Here is a 26,069-nt window from a genome sequence, read left to right as displayed (position 1 = left end):
TTTATAAGGTTATACTTTCTTTATGTAAAAATTCTTTACCGGCATATTCCCAGAAAATTTTTATATCCCAACGACCTTCCAACAATTGATTGTCCGGTATGAGCAATTGTGAATTGGATAAACTAATGGGCAAATTAAAATCCAAATTCTTGTTGGAAGGTCTATAAAGGGATACGATACCATTGATATTGGCATCATTAAATCCATCGGGAAAAATAACGAGTAAACCCTCTGGAGATTTTTTGAGTCTTATTTGTGACAACGCTGCACGTGCATTGGTCTCCGCATCTATTTCTTTTTGATAGCCAAGCTCTGCTTTATAATATTCTTCTGTCACCAGATCATGGTTTGCATCATGACTTGTGGTCATTTTAACCACAAAAAACATAATAAAACTAATGAAAGCCATAATAGCTATTACAATACCGGTACCCCAATTAATTTTCATGATGCTATATTTATTTATAACTACGTGGTGCTAAAAAACGAGCCGTAGTAGTCTCAATTAACTTATCGTTACTATATACCCCAATTTTAAGGTTGTTCTTATCGCCGCTTAATGCAGATGCATTAATTTCTATGAACAAAGTGCCTTCAGCAAGGGCTTCTGGTTCAACATCAAAATTCTCATGTCTAACCAGTTTAATTTCTCCTTTAGGTGAGATGAGTTCAAAATGAACATTTTCAACAGCCTTTGTGGTTTTGTTCAACAATTTATAGGTGTAAACATTGCTAATGATGTTTCCTTCTTTATGTTCATATAGCTGCCCAGGTAACCTTAGAATATTTGCTTCAAGGTCATTTCTTAAAAACATCATACCAATAAGAACACCTGTTAAAATCACCAAAACAGCGGTATATCCTTTTAAGCGAGGCGTAAATTTGAACTTTTCCTTTTTGGTAATTTCATCTTCACTGGCATAACGTATTAATCCCTTGGGTAGGTTTACCTTTTCCATGATCGTATCGCACTCGTCAATACATGCTGTGCAGTTTACACATTCTAACTGTGTTCCGTTTCTAATATCAATACCCGTGGGGCAAACGTTTACACATTGAAAACAGTCTATACAATCACCGTGTCCTAAAGCTGCTCTGTCTTCATTTTTACGCCATTTTTTTCTACCGTTTTCAGCTTCACCACGCTTATGGTCATAGGCAACGACAATAGATTTATTATCTAATAACACTCCTTGCATACGACCGTATGGGCAGGCAATGATACATACCTGTTCTCTAAACCATGCGAATACAAAATAGAATACCGCGGTGAAAATCAATAAGGATACCATGGTGCTAATGTGCTGTGCAGGTCCGTCGGTTATGTACTGTATCAAGCGATCACTACCTATTAGGTAAGCAAGAAATACATTGGCTATAATGAATGATATGATAAAAAAGATGGACCATTTTAAGACACGTTTTCTGATTTTTTCTGCATTCCATTCTTGCCTGTCCAACCGCATTTGAGCACCACGATCACCATCTATCCAATATTCAATTCTACGGAATACCATTTCCATGAATATGGTCTGTGGGCACATCCATCCGCAGAAAATGCGTCCAAAAGCAACGGTAAATAGAGCAATGAAAACTACACCAATGATCATGGAGATGACAAAAAGGTGAAAGTCTTGCGGATAAAACGGAAATCCAAAGATGTTGAATCGTCTTTCCAGCACATTGAACATTAAAAATTGGTTGCCGTTTATTTTGATGAAAGGAGACGCGATCAAAAAGGTAAGTAAAACGTAGCTTACATACTTTCTATACTTATACAGTTTGCCACTGGGTTTTTTTGGAAATACCCAAGCCCGTTTTCCATCTTCCTTTATGGTTCCGATAGAATCCCTGAAATGATCTTGATCTTGTGACATTTTATCTTTTTAACAGCATGTACAAAGCATTGCCTTGCATTAAAATTTAGTTCATAGTAACCGCAGCCGAGTCGATTGCAACTTCTGGAGCAACAACTTCATCTTTACTATTTTCAACGGGGGCGTTAGGGTCTTCCCAAATATCACCTTCAGGTGCCTTGGGGTTTGCCGGTGTGGTACCTTGAAAACTTAATACATAACTAGCTACTTGCGCAATTTCAGCAGGTTTCAGGTTTTGTTTCCAAGCGATCATACCCTTACCATCACGACCACCTTCAGATATGGTATTGAACACATTTTTAATGCCGCCGCCAAGAATCCAATGGTTGTCGGTTAAATTTGGACCAATACCACCGCCACCATCAGCCATATGACACGCAACACAGTTACTTTCAAAGATGCCTTTACCTGCATTTAGGTCTGCCGCATCGGTCAATAGTTCAACAGTACTGGCATCAACAAGATCTTTAGCGGTTTTTTTGTACGCTTCAATTTCTAACTCGGCGGCAGCCACTTCTTGTTCGTATTCAAGATCTTGGTCATAATCGTTAAATACATGAAAGCGAGCTAAGTAAACTACCCCAAAAACAATAGAGGCGTAGAAAAGATATACCCACCAAGGGGGTAAATTGTTATCTAGTTCACGTATACCATCATAGTTATGGTCAAGAATAATTTCCTCTTCTGACTCTATTGGCTTGCTGCCCAACATTTTGGCATACATTTTTTTACCCCAGGTCCATTCCCACTTTTTTTCCTTCTCTGCCAAGTATCTTACTTTAGCTTCATCATCTAAAGTATTATAAAGCACATTTTCAATAGCTTGAACAATGAAGGCAATCGCAATTAATAGCAATAAGATAAGTGTCATAAAACCGAACATTAAAGTAGGGTAGGCTATAAAAGCCGGCTTATCGCCACTATCAATATAAATTTCCATAAGTACGATGACCAAGAAGAAGGCCACGGTTATTCTCAACCACCAAGCTGTAGTATTTTTCATATTTCGTTATTTAGTTGGTTATCTTCTTCTAAAGGCAATTCGCTAACTTCTTTTATGTATGATTTTGATGCGGTTATGACCCACCAAAATAACAATGTGAAGAACACAAAGAAGATCAGTAATGATATCATGGGGTAGGTAGCTACACCATCAATAGTTTCCATGTAACCTTTTACAAATTTGAACATGACTTTTAGTTTTTGTTATCAGATAATAGTTCTCCAGTTTCCTTCACTTTTATATCCGTACCCAAACGTTGTAGGTAAGCAATTAGGGAAACAATTTCACGATCTCTCATTTCTATAAAATCCTCTCCATTTTCTGCAGCATATTTTTTATCGGCTTCATAAGTCTTTGCAAAATCAGGATCGCTGTACAGGTTTTTTTCAATTTGTGTTGCTTGCGCATCCATTGAAGCTTCTGCACTTGCAATGTCTTCTTCTGTATAAGGAACACCTAAAGTGACCATAGCTTCCATTTTTGCCTGTATATCGCTTCTATCATGCTCATTTCTAACCAGCCAAGCATATGCGGGCATTATAGAACCAGATGAGGTGCTTTGTGGATCGTACATATGGTTTAAGTGCCAGTTATCCGAGTATTTGCCACCAACCCTTAATAGATCCGGCCCTGTACGTTTGCTACCCCAAAGGAACGGGTGGTCATAAACAAACTCCCCAGCTTTGGCATACTCACCATAGCGTTCCACTTCACTTCTAAATGGGCGTACCATTTGAGAGTGACAGCTAACACAGCCTTCACGAATGTATAAGTCACGACCTTCTAATTCTAAAGGTGTATATGGTTTTACACTTGTAATGGTAGGTATGTTGGACTTTACCAAAATGGTAGGTACAATTTGAATAATACCTCCAATTAATATGGCAATAGTAGCCAGAATGGTCAATTGAATTGGCTTACGCTCTAACCAAGTATGGAAGGTTTCGCCAGCGGTTCTTCTTTTAGATACACGTGTAAGTGCAGCAGCTTCAGCTAGTTCATCTTCAATAACGCTACCAGCTTTAATAGTGCGTACTACGTTGTATATCATTACAATTGCACCAACAATATAAAGGCTACCACCAATGGCACGCATCCAATACATAGGCATGATCTCGTTTACGGTTTCTAAAAAGTTACCGTAGACCAAAGTACCATCAGGATTAAAATCTTTCCACATTAGGGCCTGTGTAAATCCGGCAACGTACATTGGTAAGGCATACAGTATAATACCAAGTGTACCGATCCAGAAGTGGAAGTTGGCCAATGGGGTAGAGAATAATTTCTTCTTGGTCATTTTTGGTACTAACCAATAGATCATACCAAAGGTTAAGAAACCGTTCCATGCCAACGCACCTACATGCACGTGGGCAATAATCCAATCACTGAAGTGGGCAATGGCATTTACGTTTTTAAGTGAAAGCATGGGACCCTCAAAAGTTGCCATACCATAACCGGTGATAGCGACCACCATAAATTTTAGAACAGGATCAGTGCGTACCTTGTCCCATGCTCCACGTAAGGTCAATAGTCCGTTGATCATACCACCCCAGGATGGAGCCAATAACATGATGGAAAAGGCAACCCCTAAGTTTTGAGCCCAGTCTGGCAAAGCAGAATATAATAGGTGGTGCGGACCTGCCCATATATAGATAAAAATTAGCGACCAGAAGTGAACAATAGACAGTCTATAGGAGTAGACAGGTCTGTTTGCCGCTTTAGGTACAAAATAATACATAAGCCCCAAAAATGGAGTAGTCAAAAAGAAAGCAACCGCATTATGCCCATACCACCATTGTACCAATGCATCTTGCACACCTGCATAAACAGAATAACTTTTTAATGCCGTAACCGGTAGTTCCAAGCTATTGAAAATATGGAGTACCGCAACGGTTACAAACGTAGCCAAATAGAACCAAATGGCCACATAAAGGTGACGTTGTCTTCTTTTGATCATGGTACCTATGAGGTTAACACCGAAAGCAACCCAAACAACGGCAATGGCTATATCTATTGGCCATTCTAGCTCAGCGTATTCTTTAGAACTGGTATACCCTAAGGGTAAGGTAATGGCGGCGGCTACAATAATCAATTGCCAGCCCCAAAAGTTGAATTTGCTCAAAAAATCGCTATACATACGAGCTTTCAACAAACGTTGGGTAGAGTAGTAGACACCCGCATAAATAGCATTACCTACAAATGCAAAAATAACGGCATTGGTATGTAAAGGCCTTAGACGACCAAAGCTTAACCATGATATGCCGTCGGTTAAATTAGGGAACATGAACATAAAGGCTAACAATAAGCCTACGGACATACCCACAATACCCCAAAACATGGTTGCATAAAGGAAATTTTTCACGATTTTGTTATCGTAATAAAACTGCTGTACTTCCATAATTATACTTGTTTATTTAGTTGGATTTTATTTTTATTATTTGGAGAACAGAGAGAAAAGAATTTAGAGAATAGACTCTTATTTATTTGCATCTGTTCCACCCGTTCATTTATTTACTTCACTCTTCACTCTTCACTCTTCACTCTTCACTTTCTTTGGCTTTACCAATTCATCCTCAAAAAGCATTCTTACAGAAGGTGTGTAAGCATCGTCATATTGTCCTTTTTTGACCGATACGATAAAGGCGGCAAAAAAGATAATTGCGACCACTAGGCTAATTGCCAATAAAACATAGATTACACTCATACCAATCTTAATTATTCGGTAAATTTAGGGGGGTAGGCTACCTTAGAAAATGACAATTGTCATACTTTGATTTTTTTCTTAAAAAATATAAAAGAGGAGAAGGTTTTATGGTTGATTTTTGATATTTAAAATATTGATAAATAATGTTTTACGTATGTTTTGTTGAAGTTTGAAATAGTGGGTATTATCATCAAAAAAATAAAGGAATGTAGTATGGCAAACCTGTTCATGAGGTTTGTCTGTACATACCTTGAAATTATTTAAGTACATGTATTTTTTTGGATTCAGATTAAGACAATTTTCTACCAATAAAATTTGTCATGACCGTAGTAAATGCGACAATGCTAATAGAACTTAATGGCATAAGAATAGCGGCAATTACTGGTTCTAACTGTCCGGTTACCGCAAAATATAAGCCTACGCAATTATAGAGCAGCGATAGCATAAAACTCATTTTAATAATACGTATCGCTTTTTTAGATGCAAGCATATAACTGTACAATTGTTGAAATTTAGAAGCGTCTAAGATGGCATCACATGCGGGAGAGAAGACATTGATGTTTTCAGATATGGCGATACCTACATTACTTTGTGCCAATGCACCGGCATCATTTAACCCATCACCAACCATAAGCACCTTTTTGCCTTGTTCTTGTAATGTTTTAATAAACGCTAATTTATGCTCTGGTTTTTGATTGAAGAATAAGGGGGTAAGTTTGGGCAACAAAGCTTCCAATCTAGTTTTTTCTCCCTCATTATCCCCAGATAAAATTGCCAGGTTCAAGGTCTGCGACATATTCTTGAAAGTGGTAGATAGCCCTTCGCGATATTGATTTTGAAAAACATACCTGCCCTTGTAATTGTTATTGGCACTAATGTACATAGAGGTGTCAAGCATATTTTCAGGGATTGCTTTGCCAACAAAATTTGCCGAACCAATTTTCATTTTAATGTTTCCCTTACTACTTACAAGTCCTTTGCCAATATGCTCTTCATACTCATCTAAGGTGATGATATTCTGTTCTTTAAGTAGATCATATAAAGATCTGCTTAAAGGATGGTTAGATGCCCTTATGGTATTCTTTAAAAGGGATTCTTCTTCTGCGGTCAAAGGCATGCCTTCATAATAAGCAGTGCTTTTTTGACTAGTGGTAATGGTACCTGTTTTATCATAAATGGCAGTATCTATTTTGGCTAGTTGCTCAATGGTCTGGGTATTTTTAATGTAGAATTTTTTCTTGCCAAAAATGCGTAGCATGTTTCCAAGGGTAAAAGGAGAAGCCAAAGCAATGGCGCATGGGCAAGCAATGATCAATACCGCTGTAAATACGTTCATGGCCTTAGTAGGGTCATGGAATAACCAAATGGTGGTAGATACAAAAGCAATAGTAAGTACAGCAATGGTAAAACGCTTACCAATACTATCGGTCAGGTTTTGAAAAGTGGTGGTTTTATCTGTCTTAAAAACGGCATTGCTCCATAATTGTGTAAGGTAACTTTGCGAAACGGATTTTAAGGCTACCATTTCAATAACACCATTTAACTGTTTTCCACCGGCAAATAATTGTTCGCCAATTTCTTTTTTTACAGGTTCAGATTCCCCAGAAACAAAACTATAATCAATTTGTGCACTGCCGTATACTAAGGTGCCGTCTACAGGAATCATTTCTTCGTTTCTGATCAATATGCGATCTCCTTTTTCAATATTTTGAACAGGCACGGTCTCCTCTGTTCCGTCTGTGTTCAAACGGGTAATGGCAATAGGAAAATAGGACTTATAATCTCGCTCAAAAGATAGAAAACTGTAGGTTCTTTGTTGAAAGAATTTGCCGAGTAAAAGAAAGAAAACCAACCCTGTAAGTGAGTCAAAAAATCCGCTACCTAGGTCAAAAGCAATATCAAAAGTACTTCTGAGAAAAAGCACTAGAATACCTAAAGCAATGGGCACATCAATATTTAAGTGTTTGGCACGTAGCCCTTTAAAAGCCGATACAAAATAGTCCCATCCGGCATAAAAGACTACAGGTAATGAAAAAACGAACATCATCCACCGAAAAAGACCTTGATACTGGTTAAGCCAAAATTCACCACCGGAAGCCGCACTGGAACCTAGGTCAAAATATTCCGGGAAAGATAAAAACATAACATTACCAAAAGCAAAGCCTGCAACACCAAGTTTGTATATCAGGCTTCTATCGGTCGCTTTCTTTTTTCCTTCAAAATCCTCTAAAGATATATAAGGCTCATATCCAATTTTTGCCAAGAGCAAAACGAGGGATTTTAATCCAAACTCTTTTGTATAGGTAACCCTAATGGTTTTCTTTGGGAAATCTACTTGAGAGTTCGTTACATTGTTGTTCAGTTTGTTCAGGTTTTCCAAAATCCAGATACATGAACTACAGTGTATTGTGGGTATATAAAGATTAACAATCTGTATGTTGCCATCATTAAACTCTAGTAGTTTGGTAATGATATCTTCACTATCCAAAAAATCATATTTGCCTTCTATGGCTTTTGGTGTAGAACCGGCCGCTTCTTGCAATTCGTAATAATGGGAGAGGTCGTTAGATGAAAAAATTTCATATACGGTTTTGCAACCGCTACAACAAAAAGACTTTTCTTCAAAAGTGATCAGTTGCCTATCACAAGGATCTCCGCAATGAAAACAAGTATTAACCTTCATAATCATTAACCAATTAAGTATACAAAGGTGAAAACCAATCACTTTTTAAAACATGATAATTGTCAGTTCTTAGCATAATTGGCTTGTTTAATTTTGTGCTATATTAAATTGTATAGCCATGGAAAGTAGATGTGAGAACTGTATTATAAGACAATTTAATTCGCTACGAGCATTGAGTAAAGAAGAGCTAAAAAAGGTCTCCAATGCCAAAATTTCCAAAAAGATAAAAAAGGGAGATGCATTGTTTTCAGAAGGGCAAAAGTTAGATGGCGTTTACTGCGTACGTAACGGTGTTTCTAAGTTGTCCAAGCTTAGTAGCAACGGGAAGGAGCAAATAGTAAAATTGACCAATAGGGGCGAAATAATGGGACAACGTTCTGTAATTGCAGAGGATTATACCAATTTGAGCGCCACGGCGATCAATGATATGGAGGTATGTTTTATTCCCAAAGAAATAATTACGACAACTTTAAATACCAATCCATATTTTTCTTTAGAAGTGTTACGTCATATGGCGCACGATTTAAAAGAGGCAGATGATGTCATTGTAAATATGTCTCAGAAGACCGTAAAACAGCGCCTTGCAGAGGCATTATTGTATTTGAGACAGAACTATGGCGAAGACGAAAGCGGTTTTCTGTTACTCACGTTAAGTAGAGATGATTATGCCAACATTGTAGGTGCCGCAACGGAATCTTTGATTAGAATGCTATCCGATTTTAAAAAGAAAGGGCTTATTAAAACCGAAGGTAAAAAAATAGGTATCGTAAATGATTGTGCCTTAAAAGAACTCATAGACGGATTTTAAAATTTCCATGATCTGATAAATGTCATAGTTTCTAGGGACCATGACATCTACATTTATCTTCGTATTGATACGTTCTACTCATGAAAAACATTCTAATACCTACAGATTTTTCTTTGGCCGCATGGAATGCTACCGAGTTTGCACTACGTCTTTTTGCCAATACTACATGTACGTTCTATTTTTTAAATGCTTATACCCCAGAAATTTACAGTAATAGATTAATGGCGGGTAATGCCGTTGTAGAAGCCAAAGTTTGTACTGCACAGCAAGCATCGGAAAAGGGACTTTCAATGTTGCTGTCACGTGTTAAAAAGCAACATGGTAATCACCGTCATACCTATGTAAAAATCCCAACATTTTCATTATTGATTGAAGAAGTGAAAGAGGCCATAGAAAAGTATGCTTTAGATTTTATAGTAATGGGCGCAACAGGAGAAGAAGAGGACCCTTCTTGTTTAATGGGTAGAAATGCGGTAAGGATTTTGGATAATGTACAAAATTGCCCTGTTTTAGTAATACCAAAAAAGTTTACGTTTAGGGACCTAGCCAATATTGCCTTGGTGTCAGATGCAAATTATTTTTATAAGGGAAACGAATTGAATTCATTGTTACAAGTATGTAGCGGTTTTAATAGTACTGTTCATATTCTCAATTTTCAGAAATCTAATGATCATTTAAATACCCTTAAAAAATTGAATTTGTATACCATAGATAAAACACTACATAATGTATCACATGAATTTTACAATATATCGGTTAAGGACGCTTTATCTTTTACTTTAAGTACTTTCATTAATCAAAATAATTGTCAATTGGTTGTGGTATTCAGTAGTAATCATGAGTTTATGAAAAACCTGAGGCTTAATTATGTCATTGACAAGGCATATTTTTGTAAAGACGTGCCTATACTGTCTTTAAAATCAATTGAAAATTAATAACTGTTCTCAAATAATGAAAATAGAAAATCTACCGTAATGTTTTTGCAATTGGTGTAGGGTGAATTCAAAAGCACTAAAGTTTTTTTTAGAACAAATGAACAATCACGGGAACATCGATCATTTATAAATATCTTTAGCGAAAATAACGAACCTAAATACCATTATAAGTGAGCGCGGTAAACGAGAAAAAAGTAGCAGCATTAGAGGCGGTAAAATTTATTGAATCAGGAATGAATGTAGGTCTAGGTACCGGATCTACAGCATTTTTTATGATTGAAGCCATTGGTGAAATGGTGCAGAACGGATTACAGATCAAAGCCGTTGCAACATCTAACGAGACTGAAAAATTAGCAAGAAAACTAGGTGTTGATGTCATTACCTTGGCAGAGGCAAAGCGGTTGAATGTTACCATTGATGGTGCGGATGAGGTAGATCAAGACTTTCAGTTGATCAAAGGCGGTGGAGGTGCATTGCTGCGCGAAAAAATTGTGGCACATAATTCCGATCTTAATATTGTTATTGCCGATTCTTCTAAAAGTGTAAAAAAACTAGGTAAGTTCAAATTGCCTATAGAAACCATTCCCTTTGCAACACAGCTTATCATAAAGGAACTTGAAGGCATGAAACTTAGTCCCGTTCAACGTTTAAAAGATGGTGAGCATTATAGAACGGACGAAAACAACGACATTATAGACATAGATATTTGGGATGCCGATGTTAAACTGACGACCTTAGAACAGCAATTAAAGACCATACCCGGTATAGTAGAAACAGGATTGTTCTTGTCCACTACCGATATTGTTATCATTGGGGAAGGGGATCAAGCAGTTGTCAAAAAGAGATAACTGCATTTTAGGGGTACAGAAAACGTTAAAATTGTTATAATATCCAGATTGTAAATATGCAAACCTGTGAAAGTCATTTAATGATTTCACTAGTGTAGGCATTCTTTGAATTTTGCTATTCCATTTATCAAAACATAAGTGTTTTATTTTGAGGAGATAAACCAAAAAATACATCAGGAGGCACGTGAAAAACTCTTCGAAAACCCTTTCGAAAGAGTTCAAGCATCAATCTATCGAAGTTTAGCCGTTTAATAGTTGAGTGCTATAGAATTATGTTGTGCAAATAATTTTAATTAGAGCCCTATATAAAGTATCTTTGAGGAGATTTAATAAGTTTTGAATTTAACACGAACCTGAAAAATAATCTAAAATATAATGAACAAGGAACTAGATCAATTAGCGGCCGATAATATTAGGGCATTAGCTGTAGCGATGGTAGAAAAGGCAAACTCTGGGCACCCAGGTGGGCCAATGGGAGGAGCAGACTACATGCACATTTTATATACTGAATTTTTCAACTATGATCCTTCTGATATGAAATGGCCTTTTAGAGATCGTTTCTTTATGGATGCTGGTCACTTATCAACATTGATGTATGCGCAATATTACCTTTTGGGGAACTACTCAAAAGACGACGTATCCAATTTTAGACAATGGGGATCGGTAACACCTGGTCACCCTGAGGTAGATGTGGCAAGAGGTATTGAAAATACTTCTGGTCCATTAGGTCAAGGGCATACTATGGGTGTTGGTGCAGCGGTAGCGGCCAATTTCTTAAAAGCGCGTTTTGGCGATTGGATGAACCATAAGATCTATGGTTTTATTTCCGATGGTGGTGTACAAGAAGAAATTTCTCAAGGTGCAGGTAGAATTGCTGGTCACTTAGGCTTAAGTAATTTTATCATGTTCTATGATTCTAACGATGTTCAATTATCATCTAAAACAGATGAGGTAACTTCTGAGGATACTGCAAAGAAATATGAGGCATGGGGATGGAAAGTAGTTACTATAGACGGTCACGATCATGAGCAGATCAGAAAAGCGTTGACAGATGCCAATGCAGAAACCGAAAAGCCAACCTTGATCATTGGTCAGACCATAATGGGTAAAGGTTGTGTAACTGCAGATGGAACTCCGTACGAAGGGTACACCGAGTTACATGGTAAGCCAATTGGCGATACAGGAGCTGATTATGAAAAGACTTTGGTGAATTTAGGAGCCGATGTTGACAATCCTTTTGATATCTATTCAAAAGTAGAGGAATACTACGAAGGGATCATCAATAGAAAGAAAGATGAAGCTCAGGCAAAGAAAAGGGAAATAGATGCATGGCGTTCAGAGAACCCAGAGTTATCTGCTAAGTTAGATGGTTTCCTTGAAGGAAAATTACCTAAATTGGATTTCAGTTCTATAGCTCAAAAAGAAGGTCAGGCAACAAGAGCGGCATCTTCTAATGTTTTGGCTTACTTGGCACAGAACGTGGAGAACATGATCGTATCTTCTGCGGATTTATCCAACAGTGATAAAACGGACGGGTTCTTAAAGAAAACAAGTATTTTAAAGAAAGGTGATTTCTCCGGAGCCTTCTTACAGGCAGGTGTAGCGGAATTGACCATGGCAACTATGGCAAACGGTATTGCCTTACATGGTGGGGTTATGGCGGTAGTGGCCACATTCTTTGTGTTTTCTGATTATATGAAACCAGCCATTCGTTTAAGCTGTATTCAAGAATTACCGGTGAAGTTTGTTTGGACACATGATGCCTTTAGGGTAGGAGAGGATGGCCCAACGCACCAACCCATAGAGCAAGAAGCTCAAATACGTTTATTAGAGAAATTAAAGAACCATAGCCATGAGCAAAGTTTTGTAGCATTGCGCCCGGCAGATTCTCAAGAAACGAACGTAGCTTGGAAAATGGCCATGGAAAACCAAAAGACGCCAACAGGTCTTATCTTGTCCAGACAAGGTATAGGTGATGTACCTGCCAAGAGCGGTAACCGTTATGAAGAAGCTTTAGGAGCGGAAAAAGGAGGTTACTTAGTACAAGAAGTAGCTGATCCAGATGTAATATTAATTGCTAACGGTTCTGAGGTATCTACTTTAGTAGCGGCAACCAAATTATTGGAAGAGAAAGAAGGCTTGAAAGTGAATATAGCTTCAATACCTTCAGAAGGTTTGTTTAGACAACAATCAGAAGCATACCAAGAAAAAATTATTCCGCCAAACAAGCCGGTATTCGGTCTTACGGCAGGTTTACCTGTAAACTTGGAAGGTTTAGCAGGACCAAATGGTAAAGTATTCGGTTTAGAGCACTTTGGGTACTCTGCACCGGCAACCGTACTTGATGAGAAATTTGGGTTTACCGGAGATCAAGTATACCAACAAGTAGTAGATTTTTTAAAATAAATAATCTTTAAGGCATTGCTTTAGGGACATTGATTATAAATTTAAAATTAGTAACAGATGAAATTTTTTATAGATACAGCAAATTTAGACGAGATCAAAGAAGCTCAGGATATGGGTATTTTAGATGGTGTAACCACAAACCCATCTTTAATGGCTAAAGAAGGCATTACAGGTGCCGATAATATTTTGGCACATTACAAGAAAATATGTGACTTGGTAGACGGTGATGTTAGTGCTGAGGTAATTTCTACCGATTTTGACGGAATGGTTGAAGAAGGGGAGAAGTTGGTTAAAATTAGCCCACAGATCGTAATTAAGGTACCTATGATCAAAGAAGGTGTAAAAGCGATAAAGTATTTCTCTGATAAAGGATACAGAACTAACTGTACGTTGGTATTCTCTTCAGGTCAAGCTTTATTGGCTGCAAAAGCAGGAGCAACTTATGTATCTCCGTTCATTGGTCGTTTAGATGATATCTCAACAGATGGTTTAGGCTTAATAGCGGATATTCGTTTGATCTATGATAACTACGGTTTTGAAACTGAAATTTTAGCAGCATCTGTACGTCACGTAATGCATATTATTGACTGTGCTAAGATCGGTGCCGATGTTATGACCGGTGGCTTAGGTGCAATTACAGGACTTTTAAAGCACCCATTGACAGATAGTGGTCTAGAGAAGTTCTTGGCAGATTACAAAAAAGGTAACTAAGTTGTAAGACCTTATCTAATTGATATTAAAAACCATCACTGAAAAGTGATGGTTTTTTTGTTTTATATTAGTTGTGATATAAAAGATATATGTGCAATTGTGTACATATACAATTGTTGTGCTTAATTATGACCAAACCGACAAACAATACCATAAATGAAGATATGAGGAACACCTGTTTCTTCTGCTCTGAATCTATTTCTGGAAAAAAAACTCAAGAACATATAATTCCAAATAGCTTATTAGGAAAATTAGGGATTAAAGAAGAAACTGTAACAGGAAAAGGAGTATTTCAATATAGTCGAATAAAAGTACCAGCACATAGCTCTTGCAATAGTGGTTTCGGAAGTGAATATGAAGATAGAATAATAAAACTACTAGAAGAACCTGAACAATTATTTAACGATTTAAAAGCTGAGGAATCTGGTATATCTATTATTTACGGTCCAGATGAATCTATTACTGCACTTGTTTCTACTTGGCTATCTAAAATTTATTATGGGCTATTTTATAATGATTACCTTAAAGTTGATGATAGTGAGCACAAAAAAGTAGCTCAAAAGATAATTGATACTGATAACTTTAGAATGATTCAAAGTGCCTACAAAGATGGTGTTGGGTTTTGTTTGCCATCAAGCCTCTATGTTTTTAAATCTGAAAAAGACTTCTTTGATTTAAGAACGTTTGTTTATCCTCAAATGATAATGATTAAAATCAAAAAATTAATATTCATACTATTAATTGGAGACGGATTTTTGACAAAAAACTATCTCAACGAAGACCTACTTTCGAGTTTTAGAGAAAAACTATTATTGGAGGAAAAAGTAAATGATAAATTCCCTCTTCATCTGTATGCAGTATCTGAAATAATGGCTTTAAGAATGTGTATTTTAAAAACACCATCATTTATCTATTCAAATAAAGAGATTATGAATATGAGTCTATCGACAGGAGTTTCGAATCCAGAGGAATATTATAAAGTTGATGAGGAATTAATCGAAAAAACGCGAAATGAAATTCTAGTTGATTTAGGTGTGAAAATAGAATAACTAAGCACAACAATGGCTATAATTAATACGGGTTTTGGTGCTTAACCTAAAGTTTAGGGATGTTTACGAAGTCCGCCAAATCTTTTTGATTTGGCTTTATAAAGAAAAAAAGATAAAACAAAATAAAAAGTTTTGGCTAAGTGCTTAATCGGAAAATCAGTAATTTTAATTCCCGTACTAACCATAGCCGAGCCGTTCTACACCATTTGAAAAAAACATTCGTATTCATATTGACCCTAATTGGATTTTTATCATTTGCTCAGGAAAACGAAACTGAGCGGATTGAGAAATTTGTCCAATCAATAGAATCGGACTCAACTCTAAGCGAATCGGAATTTGATTGGGTTGAATTAACCGGAATTGCAACTGACGGTGGCGGAATTTTAAATGTTTGGCGTAAGGGAAATCAAATTGTTAAAGTTTATGAAGAAATCGGACTTTCATACGGTCGAATATCAACTACGATTTATTTCCAGAATGGAAAGCCAATTAAAATAATCGAAACAGAAGAAAATTTTAGACTAACAAATCAAGGAGTTGTTTACGATGAACTGAACGAAGTATTTAGAGCTGAGATTTATGTATTTGATTGGGAAAATGACAAGAGTGAAGTCAAAAGAATTGGTAAAAGAATTATGAGCGAGGGAAATTGCTCAAATTTTGATTACGAGCCGATTTTTGAAAGAGCGAAAAAAGCAATTAAGGATAGTGAATGAAGAAATCATTTGTAGAGATTAGAAAATACTCAAGAAAATTGCTGTATTTATTGTTAGTGGTATTTGGCATTACCTTACTTCTATGCTTTTGGAAAGCAGAGATAATGTACATAAGCTTTTATATTTTCTTATGGGGAATAATGCCAATCTCACTATTGTTATTAGCGGATTTGATAGCGAGAAAATATAAGCTCATAGAATAAAAACGGTGTAGAACAACGTGTATAACTCATTGCTGGTCAGTTGCTTAAGCCCAAGTTAAGGCGTATTTGGAAAGTCGCCAAATTTTTAAATTTGACGATTTCCAATAAAAAAAGATAAATAGTAAAATTTAAAAATCTGGCTTGTGGCTCAACCGAAAAATAATAGCTAATTTGCACGCAACGAGCCATACACAAAACCGTTGTACTTCATTAAAATAACAATATGAAAAAAGGTTTTATACTGTTTTTTTTAGTTTTGTCCATAGTTTCTTGCGGACAAAAATCAAATAAGAAACAAAAGGAAATAAACCCTGATACGCTACAACACAATAGTGAATCAAAAAATGATGCAAATAAAATTGATATAAAGGTGATTAATGAAATTGAAGACACCAACTCATCTATTTCAAATTATATTTGTTACACAAACGATAATAATAAATCTCAGAAAATTTGGATTCGCTTTAACAATTCAAATAAGGCTATGGAAATCAAATACCATGGACAATCAGAATCTATACCATTGAAATTTGTTAGAAATGAATACATTGAAGGCGGAACCCAACCGACAATTATTGATTATTACGATGAGATTTACCATGGGGAAATAAATGGACATTATAAATTAACTAAATCTGGAAATTGGTACTATGTCTTATACATAAGAGGGAGAGATAATAAAGAATTCAATTTTACTGTTGACCATACTACTAATATTCTTTCTTCTACATCTTGCTTTTAAAAAAAACGAAAGCACAACAATGCATAAAAAAATATAGGGCTCTAGGGCAAAACCGTATGGTCTGTGTATTTTTACAAAGTAGCTACATTGAAAATTACGCGAGAACGAAATACTCAAATTTAGTTTTGGAAAAAGAAAAGGGCAATTAAACAATGAGCTTTAGCTTTGTGCGTAGACGGAAGATAAATACAAAAATACCTACTATAATTCATAAATTATCCGCAATACAAAATCTAAGAACTAAAGAATTAATGAAAAAGACATTAAATGATTTAACTAAAGAGGATTGGAATACACTTTTTCCGATAGCATTGGTGGACCATAATCCTGAATGGAAAAACATTTTTGAAAACGAGAAAAAACGGATTTTAGATAAGGTTGGTAATGAAAAGATTTTACGTATGGAGCATTTTGGGAGTTCATCAATTCCTTCGATAAAATCCAAACCATATATTGATATAATGATTGAAATACCTAAAGCATATTTGTTTGATGAAAATTTGATTGAAGAATTTACGCAGTTGGGCTACGCTCATTTTAAAGTGCCAGCAAGAGAAGATATAGAGGAATATTCATCATTTGGAAAAGGATATAATCTGGACGGCAAAAAGGAACAAATTTTCCATATTCATATGTGCCCAAAAGAGAATGTGATGTGGAAACAAATAGATTTTCGAGACTATCTGAATACCAATAAAAAACGAGCGAAAGAGTACGAAAATCTGAAACTTGAGCTAGCCTCTAAATTTAAAAATGATAGAGGTTCTTATGTATTGGGAAAAACCGATTTTATTAAAGAAACATTAGAGTTGATAGGGAACAACTAAGTGTGCAACGATCAATAAACTCTACGAAGGCAGGTTGAACTAAAATAAAATCCATTCCGTATCAATGAAGTATACTCCAAACTTAAAGTAAACCTAGTTTAACTACTTACTTAATAAAGAAAAATAACTGTAAAGTCCATAAACTAAACTTATAAATGATACAATTCTTCTTAAGGCTCAAACATTGGCAACTCTTCATTGTTATGTTAGGTCTCCCTATAATATATCAATTGTACTTCATATTTGAAATTTTCGGAAGCCGTACACAACCAATGGAAGTAGTTGGAGAAGAAGGTGTTACCCAAGTGCTTAATGAGCGTTATTTTCATTTTAATTTTTTACCTTATGTACTAATATTGTTTAGTCTAGTGTTTTTTGGTTGGTTTTGGTCAATAGCAATTGGACTTCAAAAAAACATACCTGTCGAAATTGAAATGAAGGTTAAGAGGTTTAAAGCCTTTTTCATAATTCCGTTGGTCTATACTATTGTTTTTATGATGCTTATAGGCGGTCTTTTTTCTGGGATGTTTACTTATGGTTTTTCAAATAGTACTTGGTTCTTAGTTATTATTCTGCCACTTCATTTATTTTCAATGTTCTGTATTTTCCATACCATATATTTCGTGGCTAAAACAATAAGAACCGCAGAGCTTCAAAGAGTTGTAACTTTTGGCGATTTCGCTGGAGAGTTTTTTCTGCTTTGGTTCTATATCATTGGCATTTGGATTATTCAACCAAAAGTAAATAGGTTAAATCGTGAATAACACAGCCTTGTATTATACGTCGGAATTCAAATTTTACATGGTTTTTTAGACTTTATTTGAAAGCTGTTGGCTTTTCTATATGAGCGTAAAGTAACCAACTTAGCTAATACTAATTGGTCACTTATGTTCAGTGTTAGTATCTTATCCTTATGTTTTAGAAACATATATATTATCCTGGACCATTACTGGCGGTTTAGAAAAGACGATAGAAAATGTTGAAAATTTTAAAAAAAAATGAAGAATGAATTAAAACCCTTTTGGAGTAAAGTTTTCAGGTTTAACTGGAAATTTGGACTTTTTTTAATTCTTCTTCTATCCATTTGTAACAATTTAAAATGGGTACTATAATAACCTAGATTTACAATCAAAGATTTAAATTTAGCTTAGTAAAAAAATAATTTAAATCAGACTGTTAGGAACCTTCTGCAGTATTTTTGAAAACACTTGGATTGGAGATTGATAGCATTATTCATATAAAATAAATAGTCTACTATTTAAACCAAGTATGATTTTGGTATAGAATGAAAAATAAAATGAAAAAGCATATTTTAATTTTAGCGGTATTACTATTTATTTCCTGCGCAGATAAATCAACACCAAAACAGACCGTGCAACAGGTGAAAGCCAATGCTATAGAAGAAACCGCTATTGTGGTTCTTGGCAATGTTCAAGATGCCGGGTCGCCCCAAATTGCTTGTAAAAAAGAATGCTGCGCTGATTTGTTTGAACATCCAGATTCTCAGAGAAGGGTGGTGTCATTAGGCTTGGTAGACGCTGAACATCATAAGTCTTACATGTTTGAAGCTAGCCCGGACATTGCCCAACAAATGAAAATGCTAACGAAAGATAATGCAAATGGTCCTAATGAGGTAGTAAACGGAATTTTCTTGACCCACGCACATATTGGTCATTACACAGGTTTAATGTATTTAGGTAAGGAAGCAATGGATGCCCGTGAAACTCCGGTCTATGTCATGCCTAAAATGGAAGATTTCCTTTTGAACAATGGACCTTGGGATCAGCTTGTAAAAAGAAAAAATGTGCAACTGCATAAAATGGTTGAACAGGTTGCTATACAACTATCTGATAAAATAAGTGTAACTCCCATAGTGGTACCACATAGAGATGAGTATTCAGAAACGGTGGGTTATCATATTAAGGGTCCAAATAAAAGTGCACTGTTTATTCCGGATATTGATAAATGGGATAAGTGGGACAAGAATATTATTGAGGAAATACAAAAAGTAGATTATGCATTTTTAGACGCCACATTTTACAGTGGAAAAGAAATTAATAATAGGGATATTGGCGAAATTCCACATCCTTTTGTCATTGAAAGTTTAGAGAAGTTTAAAGGGTTGACAGAGGCAGAAAAAAGCAAGATTGTTTTCATTCATTTTAACCATACCAATCCGTTATTAAATCCGGAAAGCGAAGAAAGTAAATTTGTGCTTGAACAAGGTTTTAAAATTGGAAGACTTAATGATGTTTTTAAGTTGTAGTAGTAAATGATGATTTTGATATTTTCATTTAGAAGAAATTTTTAATAACTAATACACCTTTTAAAGTAAGTTAGTTTCTGTAAATTTTAGTTTATAAGTAATTTTAAACTATGATCGATACTTTGGTTCTTCTTAGAAAACAACTACATGAAAATCCTGAGCTTTCAGGTAAGGAACATGAAACGGCAAATCGTATTGTTGAGTTTGTAAAAAGTTTTAATCCTACCCAAATCATTGAAGGTGTAGGAGGTACAGGGGTTGGGGTTGTTTATCAATTTGCAGAAAGTGGACCTACGGTTGTAATTAGGTGCGAGTTAGATGCTTTACCTATAGTTGAGGAAAATACATTTAATTACCGTTCTAAAAATAGTGGAGTTTCGCACAAATGTGGTCATGACGGTCATATGACCATTGTTGCCGGTTTGGCGCCATGGTTGAAAGAGGCAACCTTTAAACGGGGTAAAGTAGTGCTGTTGTTTCAGCCTGCAGAGGAAACCGGTAAAGGCGCGGCAAACGTCATTGAAGATAGTAGGTTCAAAAACTTAACAATAGACTATGTATTTGCCTTACATAATTTACCAGGTAGTAAAAAACATTCAATAACGGTAAGGTCGGGTTATTTTACGGCTACCGTACAAAGTATGTGTATTCGGCTTAAAGGAAAAAAAGCCCATGCTTCAGAGCCTGAAAATGGGGTGAATCCCGCATTGGCAGTTTCAGAGTTGATTAAAAGTATTGCCCACTTTTCAGAGCCAAATGCTCATAAAGAAAACTTTGCCTTGTGTACGCCCATTTATATGAATTTAGGGGAGAAAAACTATGGCATATCGGCAGAAGATGCTGAAATCCATTACACCATACGTACATGGAGTGGTGAAAATATGACCCAGTTAGAAGATAAAATTAAAAAGGCGGTGAATGCCATTGCGCAATCCTATTCGCTTCAATATACTATAGATTGGTTTGAATATTTTCCGGCATCCAATAATGATGACATTTGTGTTTCTTTGATTAAAAAAGTAGCGAAGCAAGAAAACCTTTATGTAAACCAGCATGTAAATTCCTTGAAATTCGGAGAAGATTTTGGATGGTATTCCCAACAATATAAAAGCGCTATTTTCGGTTTAGGGGCAGGTGAGGAGCATCCAGCATTGCACCATGCCAATTATGATTTTCCAGATGAATTAATAGCAACCGGCATACAAATGTTCAAAGGGATGATAGCAGAGGTTTTGGATAAATAGGTATCTTTAAAACTACCAACGCCAAACGATCCATCATGAAATATGTATTTATAATGGCTATGCTTCTTATATCGTGTAAAGAAGAAAGTAAAACAGGAGCGCCCACAGAACAAAAACCTAACATTATTTATATTTTGGCAGATGATTTGGGCTATGCTGAAATTGGCGCCTTTGGTCAAGAAAAAATTGAAACCCCTAATATAGATGCCTTGGCAAAACAAGGCATGATTTTTACACAGCATTATTCAAGTGCCCCGGTATGTGCCCCGGCAAGGTATATGTTTCTTACAGGTAAACATGCGGGTAAGGCATTTATACGTGGTAATGATGAGTGGAACGATCGTGGTGATGTTTGGAACTATAGGGCAATGGCTAAGGACTCAACTTTAGAAGGTCAACGACCGGTACCAAAGGGTACTAAAACCATTGCCAATTATTTGCAAGATGAGGGGTATAGAACCGCGTTAATTGGAAAGTGGGGCTTGGGGGCTCCACATACGCATTCCATCCCTAATGAAATGGGTTTTGATTTTTTCTACGGATTCAATTGTCAGCGACAGGCGCATACCTATTATCCGCTGCATTTGTACAAAAACAGAAACCGTGTGCATTTGACGAACGATACTATTGCGCCAAGTACACCTTTTCCAAAAGGATTAGACCCAAAGAACCCAGAAAGTTATAAAGACTATACGCTTACCGATTATGCTCCAGACTTAATGTTTAAAGAGCTTACAGCCTTTGTAAATGAGCATAAGGAAAATCCGTTTTTCCTGTATTGGGCTACGCCAATACCCCATGTGGCGTTACAAGCACCACAGCGTTGGGTAGATTATTACAAAGAAAAGTACGGCGCAGAGGAGCCTTATTTATCCGGTAACGGTAATGGGTACTTTTCACATCAAAATCCACATGCTGCCTATGCGGCTATGGTGTCTTATTTTGACGAGAATGTGGGTAAATTGGTACAACAATTAAAAGACGAGGGTATATATGAAAACACTTTGATCGTTTTCACTTCGGATAACGGTCCAAGCTACGCTGGTGGTGCAGATCCAACATTTTTTGAAAGCGCCAAACCTTTTGACGGGGAATATGGGAAAGGCAAAGGGTTTGTCTATGAAGGCGGTATACGTGTGCCAACATTTTTTACTTGGCCTGGTAAAATCAAGCCTGGTACTACGAGCGATCATGCATCTGCCCATTATGATATGCTGGCAACATTTGCAGATATTATTGATTATGAAACACCAATAGATACGGATGGCATTAGTTTTATGCCCACCTTTTTGGGAGAAAAGTCACAAGCTGAGCATGAATTTATGTACTGGGAATTCCCGGAGTATGGTGGGCAAATTGCCATAAGAATGGGTGAATGGAAGGTGGTACGTCAGCATTTGAAGGATGATAAAGACCCTACATTAGAATTGTATAATTTAAATGACGACCCTACCGAAACCAATAATGTTGCCAGTGAGCATCCTGATATTTTAAAGAGGGCAGCTGAAATATTTAAAAGGGAACACACAAAGCCCAAAACCGAACGTTTTCAAATACCTCTTTTAGAAAACGGATTGTTAAGCGAATAGAAAACTGTCTTCGGAAATCTTACCATAAAATAAAACATCAATTTATATGCATTTTTAAATCCACAAGTTTAGTTGTATTTTGCAAGGATGGAATTTAATGTAGTACATAATTATGTGTGTATTAAAATGTGAATTTCATTGATTGAAATCGGTATAAATGCGAAATCTTTATTATATGAGTGATTTTGCAAATATTGAAACTAACACACTTGAACAACTAAAACATGAAAAACGGTATTAAAATTTGCGTACTCGGCATCTTTTTATTCACTGCATTTTTAAATGCACAAGCTCCAACATGGGAAAATCCGAAATGGGAGAATCCTGAAATATTTCAGATCAACAGAGAAGAGCCTACGGCATCGCTTTATCGCTATGAGGACGTGAAATCAGCTTTGGCCAATGAAAGTTGGGAGAATTCTTTAAACTATCAGTCTTTAAATGGAGAATGGAGTTTTAATTACGCGGCAAGTGTACCGGAAAGACCTATATCGTTTTATAAACCGGATTATGATACCTCTGGGTGGAACAAGATAAAGGTTCCGTCTAATTGGGAACTGGAAGGTTACGGTACGCCCATATATACGAATGTGGTATATCCGTTTCCAAAGAATCCGCCATTTATACCTCACGATATTAATTCCGTTGGTAGTTATAAGCGTCATTTTGTAACTCCTAAAAACTGGGAAGATAAAGAAGTGTACCTGCATTTTGGAGCCGTCAGCGGTGCCATGTACGTATACTTGAACGGGCAAATGGTAGGGTATAGTGAAGGCAGTAAAACTCCGGCAGAATTTCATATCAACAAGTATTTAAAAGAAGGCAGAAATGACCTTTCCGTACAGGTGTTACGCTGGTCTGATGCCAGTTATTTAGAAGATCAGGATTTTTGGAGGTTAAGCGGTATAGATAGGGATGTTTATTTGTATACAACCAATAAAGCTACTATCAAAGACTACACGGTGGTGGCAGATTTAGATGAGACCTATACGAACGGTAAATTCCGTTTAGACCTAGAATTGGCAAATACCGGTAAGAAACAAAAAGGTACCCAAGTAGAAATTACATTATTTGATGGAGCACAAGAAGTCTTTAAAGTAAACCAAAGTTTAGATGTCGTTGAAGGAATTACTACGGTACAATTTGCTCAAGAAATTCCTAATGTAAAAACATGGAATGCTGAAAAACCTAATCTTTATAAACTACTTTTTACATTAAAGGACAGAAAAGGCAATGTTACCGAAACCATCAGTTCAAAAATCGGATTTAGAAAAATTGAGATCAAGAACAATCAATTTTTGGTGAACGGTATGCCCGTATTGATCAAAGGCGTAAACCTTCATGATCATGATGAAGTAACCGGGCATGTGATCAGTGAAGAGGTTACGTTGAAAGATATGGAGGTGATGAAGCAAAACAATATCAATGCTATTCGCTGTAGTCATTATCCTAAAAACGAATTTTTCTATAGAATGGCAGATAAATATGGTTTTTATGTAGTTGATGAAGCCAATATTGAAATTCATGGTATGGGAGCAACCAATCAAGGTTTGGATGGTGATGAGGCCGCAATTGCCATTCACCCTGCATATAGACCTGAGTGGAGGGAAATGCATTTAGATAGAACGATAAGAATGTTTGAACGCGATAAAAATTATACTTCTATAGTAACCTGGTCTTTAGGAAACGAAGCCGGTAACGGTCAAAACCTTTTTGATACGTATGATTGGTTAAAGGCACATGATACAACAAGACCTGTACAGTACGAAGGAGCTACAAATTTCTCTAATACCGATATACAGGCACCTATGTATGCAAGAATACCTGAAACTATAGCCTATGCGGAGAACGACCCCAAAAGACCATTGATTCAGTGCGAGTATGCGCATGCCATGGGCAACAGCGTCGGTAATTTACAAGATTATTGGGATGTTATCGAGAAATATGATGTTTTACAAGGTGGCTTTATTTGGGATTGGGTAGATCAAGGTCTAAAGGCTACCAATGAGAATGGTGAAGCGTTTTATGCCTTTGGGGGCGATTTGGGCGGTGCGGAATTACAGAACGATAACAACTTCTGCTTGAACGGTTTGGTTAATCCTGACCGTTCTGCACATCCGGCTTTATATGAAGTGAAAAAAGTTTATCAATATGTAAAGTTTACATCGGAGAATCCAAAAGCGGGAAAAATCAGTTTAAAGAATATGTATGATTTTACAAACCTGTCCGAATATAATTTTTCATGGAGATTGTTGGAGAATGGGGTGGAAGTAGGTAAAGGAAAAATTGCCGATGTTGATATTGCTCCGAATCAAACTAAAGAGGTGCAAATAGAATTGCCAGAATTAGCAAATGCCACTTCTGAGTATCATTTGAATGTGTATATGACCACAAAGCAAGAAAGTGCATTAATTCCTGAGCACTATCTATTGGCTTACGAACAGTTTCAATTGACAGATTTTAAACCATCTGTTTTTAAAGAGAATATTGACGGATTAAAACTGACCAAGAAAGAAGATATCATTACCGTTACAGGTGACGGATTCAAAATAGGTTTTAATAGTAAGAACGGAACATTGTCATCCATAGATTACGGACAGGGAAATTTGCTGCAAAAGGGACCTGCCGTTAATTTCTGGCGCGCACCTAACGATAATGATTATGGCTACAATATGCCTAAATTATTAAAGCCTTGGAAAGATGCTACCGATACTCAAAATCTATTGCGTTTAGAAGTGAATTCCAATGAAGGCAAGAAAATTATTGATGCTGTAAAGTTAACCGCTAATCCGTTTAAGATTAGAAATGATTTTAAGTTAAATGCAACATACGGTCTACCATCGGTAAATGGAGAGGTACAGGTAACCTACACTATTAATGCGAAAGGTGAAATTTTGGTGAGCACACAATTGACAGGTATTAAGGGCGATTTGCCCATTCTGCCAAGATTTGGTAATAACCTGATTATTGATAACAGTTACGATCAGGTAGCATGGTATGGTAGGGGAAAACATGAAAACTACCAAGATCGTAAAACATCTGCTCTGGTGGGCGTATATAATGCAAAGGTATCTGATCTGTATTATGAATATATTCGTCCGCAAGAGAATGGAAACAGAACGGATATTAGAACTTTGTCCTTTGAGAACAAGGACGGGAAGGGTATTAAAATTACAGCACCAGATCTATTCTCGTTTAGTGCGCACCATCAATTGAATTCAGATTTTGATGAAGGAATGGAAAAAAGGCAGCAGCATACGTTTGATATCCCTACAAGAGATTTGATCAATATAAATATTGATCAAAGTCAAATGGGTGTAGGTGGTGATAACAGCTGGGGAAACCTGCCGTTAGAAGCATATCAGATCAAACCGGAAAACCTTTCTTTTGATTATGTAATAAGTCCAATACGTTAAAATCTTATTATTGATCAGAATTTTAAATAGTAGAAAGTATAT

General features: G+C 36.3%; 21 protein-coding genes. 14 read left to right on the top strand and 7 right to left on the bottom strand.

Annotated elements, in window-relative coordinates; translation table 11 throughout:
- Position 1 precedes the first annotated feature (1 nt).
- The 7 genes from CSC80_RS17345 to CSC80_RS17315 form a co-directional block, all read right to left on the bottom strand.
- Positions 2-448 carry a FixH family protein gene (locus CSC80_RS17345; protein ID WP_099193209.1) on the bottom strand — a complete coding sequence of 149 codons (447 nt, stop codon included), beginning with the start codon at positions 446-448 and terminating at the stop codon, positions 2-4.
- A gap of 10 nt (positions 449-458) precedes the next feature.
- On the bottom strand, positions 459-1,877 hold the full coding sequence (gene ccoG / locus CSC80_RS17340) for a cytochrome c oxidase accessory protein CcoG (protein WP_099193208.1): 1,419 nt from the start codon (positions 1,875-1,877) through the stop codon (positions 459-461).
- A gap of 46 nt (positions 1,878-1,923) precedes the next feature.
- A complete protein-coding gene (locus tag CSC80_RS17335) occupies positions 1,924-2,880 on the bottom strand; it encodes a cbb3-type cytochrome c oxidase N-terminal domain-containing protein (protein WP_099193207.1) in 957 nt (318 codons plus the stop codon).
- A complete protein-coding gene (locus tag CSC80_RS17330; protein WP_058105576.1) occupies positions 2,877-3,068 on the bottom strand; it encodes a cytochrome c oxidase subunit IV in 192 nt (63 codons plus the stop codon). Before CSC80_RS17330 ends, CSC80_RS17335 begins: the two co-directional genes overlap by 4 nt.
- 5 nt (positions 3,069-3,073) lie before the next feature.
- Positions 3,074-5,278, bottom strand: a complete 2,205-nt coding sequence (gene ccoN, locus CSC80_RS17325) for a cytochrome-c oxidase, cbb3-type subunit I (RefSeq protein ID WP_099193206.1) — start codon at positions 5,276-5,278, stop codon at positions 3,074-3,076.
- A 132-nt stretch (positions 5,279-5,410) separates the two neighbouring features.
- Positions 5,411-5,584, bottom strand: coding sequence for a cbb3-type cytochrome oxidase assembly protein CcoS (ccoS, locus tag CSC80_RS17320; RefSeq protein WP_074674821.1), 174 nt, complete (start codon positions 5,582-5,584; stop codon positions 5,411-5,413).
- Between the two features lie 289 nt (positions 5,585-5,873).
- On the bottom strand, positions 5,874-8,267 hold the full coding sequence (locus CSC80_RS17315) for a heavy metal translocating P-type ATPase metal-binding domain-containing protein (RefSeq protein ID WP_099193404.1): 2,394 nt from the start codon (positions 8,265-8,267) through the stop codon (positions 5,874-5,876).
- Between the two features lie 118 nt (positions 8,268-8,385).
- Between CSC80_RS17315 and CSC80_RS17310 the strand changes: the two genes are divergently transcribed.
- The 14 genes from CSC80_RS17310 (at position 8,386) to CSC80_RS17235 (ending at position 26,027) form a co-directional block, all read left to right on the top strand.
- A complete protein-coding gene (locus tag CSC80_RS17310; protein ID WP_099193205.1) occupies positions 8,386-9,075 on the top strand; it encodes a Crp/Fnr family transcriptional regulator in 690 nt (229 codons plus the stop codon).
- Between the two features lie 80 nt (positions 9,076-9,155).
- Complete coding sequence (locus CSC80_RS17305; RefSeq protein ID WP_099193204.1) at positions 9,156-10,010, top strand: universal stress protein; 855 nt, start codon at positions 9,156-9,158, stop codon at positions 10,008-10,010.
- Between the two features lie 170 nt (positions 10,011-10,180).
- Positions 10,181-10,858: a ribose-5-phosphate isomerase RpiA gene (gene rpiA, locus CSC80_RS17300; protein WP_099193203.1), complete on the top strand. Its 678-nt coding sequence runs from the start codon at positions 10,181-10,183 to the stop codon at positions 10,856-10,858.
- 375 nt (positions 10,859-11,233) lie between these two features.
- A complete protein-coding gene (locus CSC80_RS17295) occupies positions 11,234-13,264 on the top strand; it encodes a transketolase (protein ID WP_074674334.1) in 2,031 nt (676 codons plus the stop codon).
- A gap of 57 nt (positions 13,265-13,321) precedes the next feature.
- A complete protein-coding gene (gene fsa / locus CSC80_RS17290) occupies positions 13,322-13,975 on the top strand; it encodes a fructose-6-phosphate aldolase (protein ID WP_058105582.1) in 654 nt (217 codons plus the stop codon).
- 128 nt (positions 13,976-14,103) lie between these two features.
- A complete protein-coding gene (locus CSC80_RS17285) occupies positions 14,104-15,024 on the top strand; it encodes a hypothetical protein (RefSeq protein ID WP_099193202.1) in 921 nt (306 codons plus the stop codon).
- A 206-nt stretch (positions 15,025-15,230) separates the two neighbouring features.
- Positions 15,231-15,740: a hypothetical protein gene (locus tag CSC80_RS17280; protein ID WP_099193403.1), complete on the top strand. Its 510-nt coding sequence runs from the start codon at positions 15,231-15,233 to the stop codon at positions 15,738-15,740.
- Between the two features lie 426 nt (positions 15,741-16,166).
- Positions 16,167-16,685: a hypothetical protein gene (locus CSC80_RS17270; RefSeq protein WP_099193200.1), complete on the top strand. Its 519-nt coding sequence runs from the start codon at positions 16,167-16,169 to the stop codon at positions 16,683-16,685.
- A 251-nt stretch (positions 16,686-16,936) separates the two neighbouring features.
- Entirely contained in the window at positions 16,937-17,512 is a 576-nt protein-coding gene (locus tag CSC80_RS17265; protein ID WP_180268635.1) for a GrpB family protein, read from the top strand.
- 272 nt (positions 17,513-17,784) lie between these two features.
- On the top strand, positions 17,785-18,276 hold the full coding sequence (locus tag CSC80_RS17260; protein ID WP_099193198.1) for a hypothetical protein: 492 nt from the start codon (positions 17,785-17,787) through the stop codon (positions 18,274-18,276).
- A 533-nt stretch (positions 18,277-18,809) separates the two neighbouring features.
- Entirely contained in the window at positions 18,810-19,778 is a 969-nt protein-coding gene (locus CSC80_RS17250) for an MBL fold metallo-hydrolase (RefSeq protein WP_099193402.1), read from the top strand.
- A 110-nt stretch (positions 19,779-19,888) separates the two neighbouring features.
- A complete protein-coding gene (locus CSC80_RS17245) occupies positions 19,889-21,022 on the top strand; it encodes an amidohydrolase (RefSeq protein ID WP_099193197.1) in 1,134 nt (377 codons plus the stop codon).
- A gap of 35 nt (positions 21,023-21,057) precedes the next feature.
- Positions 21,058-22,611 (top strand): arylsulfatase, encoded by a 1,554-nt coding sequence (locus tag CSC80_RS17240; RefSeq protein ID WP_201796647.1) that lies wholly within the window; start codon positions 21,058-21,060, stop codon positions 22,609-22,611.
- A gap of 224 nt (positions 22,612-22,835) precedes the next feature.
- On the top strand, positions 22,836-26,027 hold the full coding sequence (locus CSC80_RS17235; RefSeq protein WP_099193196.1) for a glycoside hydrolase family 2 TIM barrel-domain containing protein: 3,192 nt from the start codon (positions 22,836-22,838) through the stop codon (positions 26,025-26,027).
- The last annotated feature ends 42 nt before the right edge of the window (positions 26,028-26,069 follow it).

It is taken from the genome of Maribacter sp. 6B07, assembly GCF_002700155.1.
GTDB classification, from domain to species: domain Bacteria; phylum Bacteroidota; class Bacteroidia; order Flavobacteriales; family Flavobacteriaceae; genus Maribacter; species Maribacter dokdonensis.
The sequence above is the reverse complement of the archived record's forward strand: the minus strand, read 5'-3'. Positions and strand labels throughout refer to the sequence as shown.

What these genes read in the sequence shown, in the direction of transcription:
- CSC80_RS17345 (WP_099193209.1), bottom strand. Translation starts at nt 448, where the DNA reads ATGAAAATTAATTGGGGTACCGGTATTGTAATAGCTATTATGGCTTTC.
- ccoG (WP_099193208.1), bottom strand. Translation starts at nt 1,877, where the DNA reads ATGTCACAAGATCAAGATCATTTCAGGGATTCTATCGGAACCATAAAG.
- CSC80_RS17335 (WP_099193207.1), bottom strand. Translation starts at nt 2,880, where the DNA reads ATGAAAAATACTACAGCTTGGTGGTTGAGAATAACCGTGGCCTTCTTC.
- CSC80_RS17330 (WP_058105576.1), bottom strand. Translation starts at nt 3,068, where the DNA reads ATGTTCAAATTTGTAAAAGGTTACATGGAAACTATTGATGGTGTAGCT.
- ccoN (WP_099193206.1), bottom strand. Translation starts at nt 5,278, where the DNA reads ATGGAAGTACAGCAGTTTTATTACGATAACAAAATCGTGAAAAATTTC.
- ccoS (WP_074674821.1), bottom strand. Translation starts at nt 5,584, where the DNA reads ATGAGTGTAATCTATGTTTTATTGGCAATTAGCCTAGTGGTCGCAATT.
- CSC80_RS17315 (WP_099193404.1), bottom strand. Translation starts at nt 8,267, where the DNA reads ATGAAGGTTAATACTTGTTTTCATTGCGGAGATCCTTGTGATAGGCAA.
- CSC80_RS17310 (WP_099193205.1), top strand. Translation starts at nt 8,386, where the DNA reads ATGGAAAGTAGATGTGAGAACTGTATTATAAGACAATTTAATTCGCTA.
- CSC80_RS17305 (WP_099193204.1), top strand. Translation starts at nt 9,156, where the DNA reads ATGAAAAACATTCTAATACCTACAGATTTTTCTTTGGCCGCATGGAAT.
- CSC80_RS17295 (WP_074674334.1), top strand. Translation starts at nt 11,234, where the DNA reads ATGAACAAGGAACTAGATCAATTAGCGGCCGATAATATTAGGGCATTA.
- fsa (WP_058105582.1), top strand. Translation starts at nt 13,322, where the DNA reads ATGAAATTTTTTATAGATACAGCAAATTTAGACGAGATCAAAGAAGCT.
- CSC80_RS17285 (WP_099193202.1), top strand. Translation starts at nt 14,104, where the DNA reads ATGACCAAACCGACAAACAATACCATAAATGAAGATATGAGGAACACC.
- CSC80_RS17270 (WP_099193200.1), top strand. Translation starts at nt 16,167, where the DNA reads ATGAAAAAAGGTTTTATACTGTTTTTTTTAGTTTTGTCCATAGTTTCT.
- CSC80_RS17265 (WP_180268635.1), top strand. Translation starts at nt 16,937, where the DNA reads ATGAAAAAGACATTAAATGATTTAACTAAAGAGGATTGGAATACACTT.
- CSC80_RS17260 (WP_099193198.1), top strand. Translation starts at nt 17,785, where the DNA reads ATGGAAGTAGTTGGAGAAGAAGGTGTTACCCAAGTGCTTAATGAGCGT.
- CSC80_RS17250 (WP_099193402.1), top strand. Translation starts at nt 18,810, where the DNA reads ATGAAAAAGCATATTTTAATTTTAGCGGTATTACTATTTATTTCCTGC.
- CSC80_RS17245 (WP_099193197.1), top strand. Translation starts at nt 19,889, where the DNA reads ATGATCGATACTTTGGTTCTTCTTAGAAAACAACTACATGAAAATCCT.
- CSC80_RS17240 (WP_201796647.1), top strand. Translation starts at nt 21,058, where the DNA reads ATGAAATATGTATTTATAATGGCTATGCTTCTTATATCGTGTAAAGAA.
- CSC80_RS17235 (WP_099193196.1), top strand. Translation starts at nt 22,836, where the DNA reads ATGAAAAACGGTATTAAAATTTGCGTACTCGGCATCTTTTTATTCACT.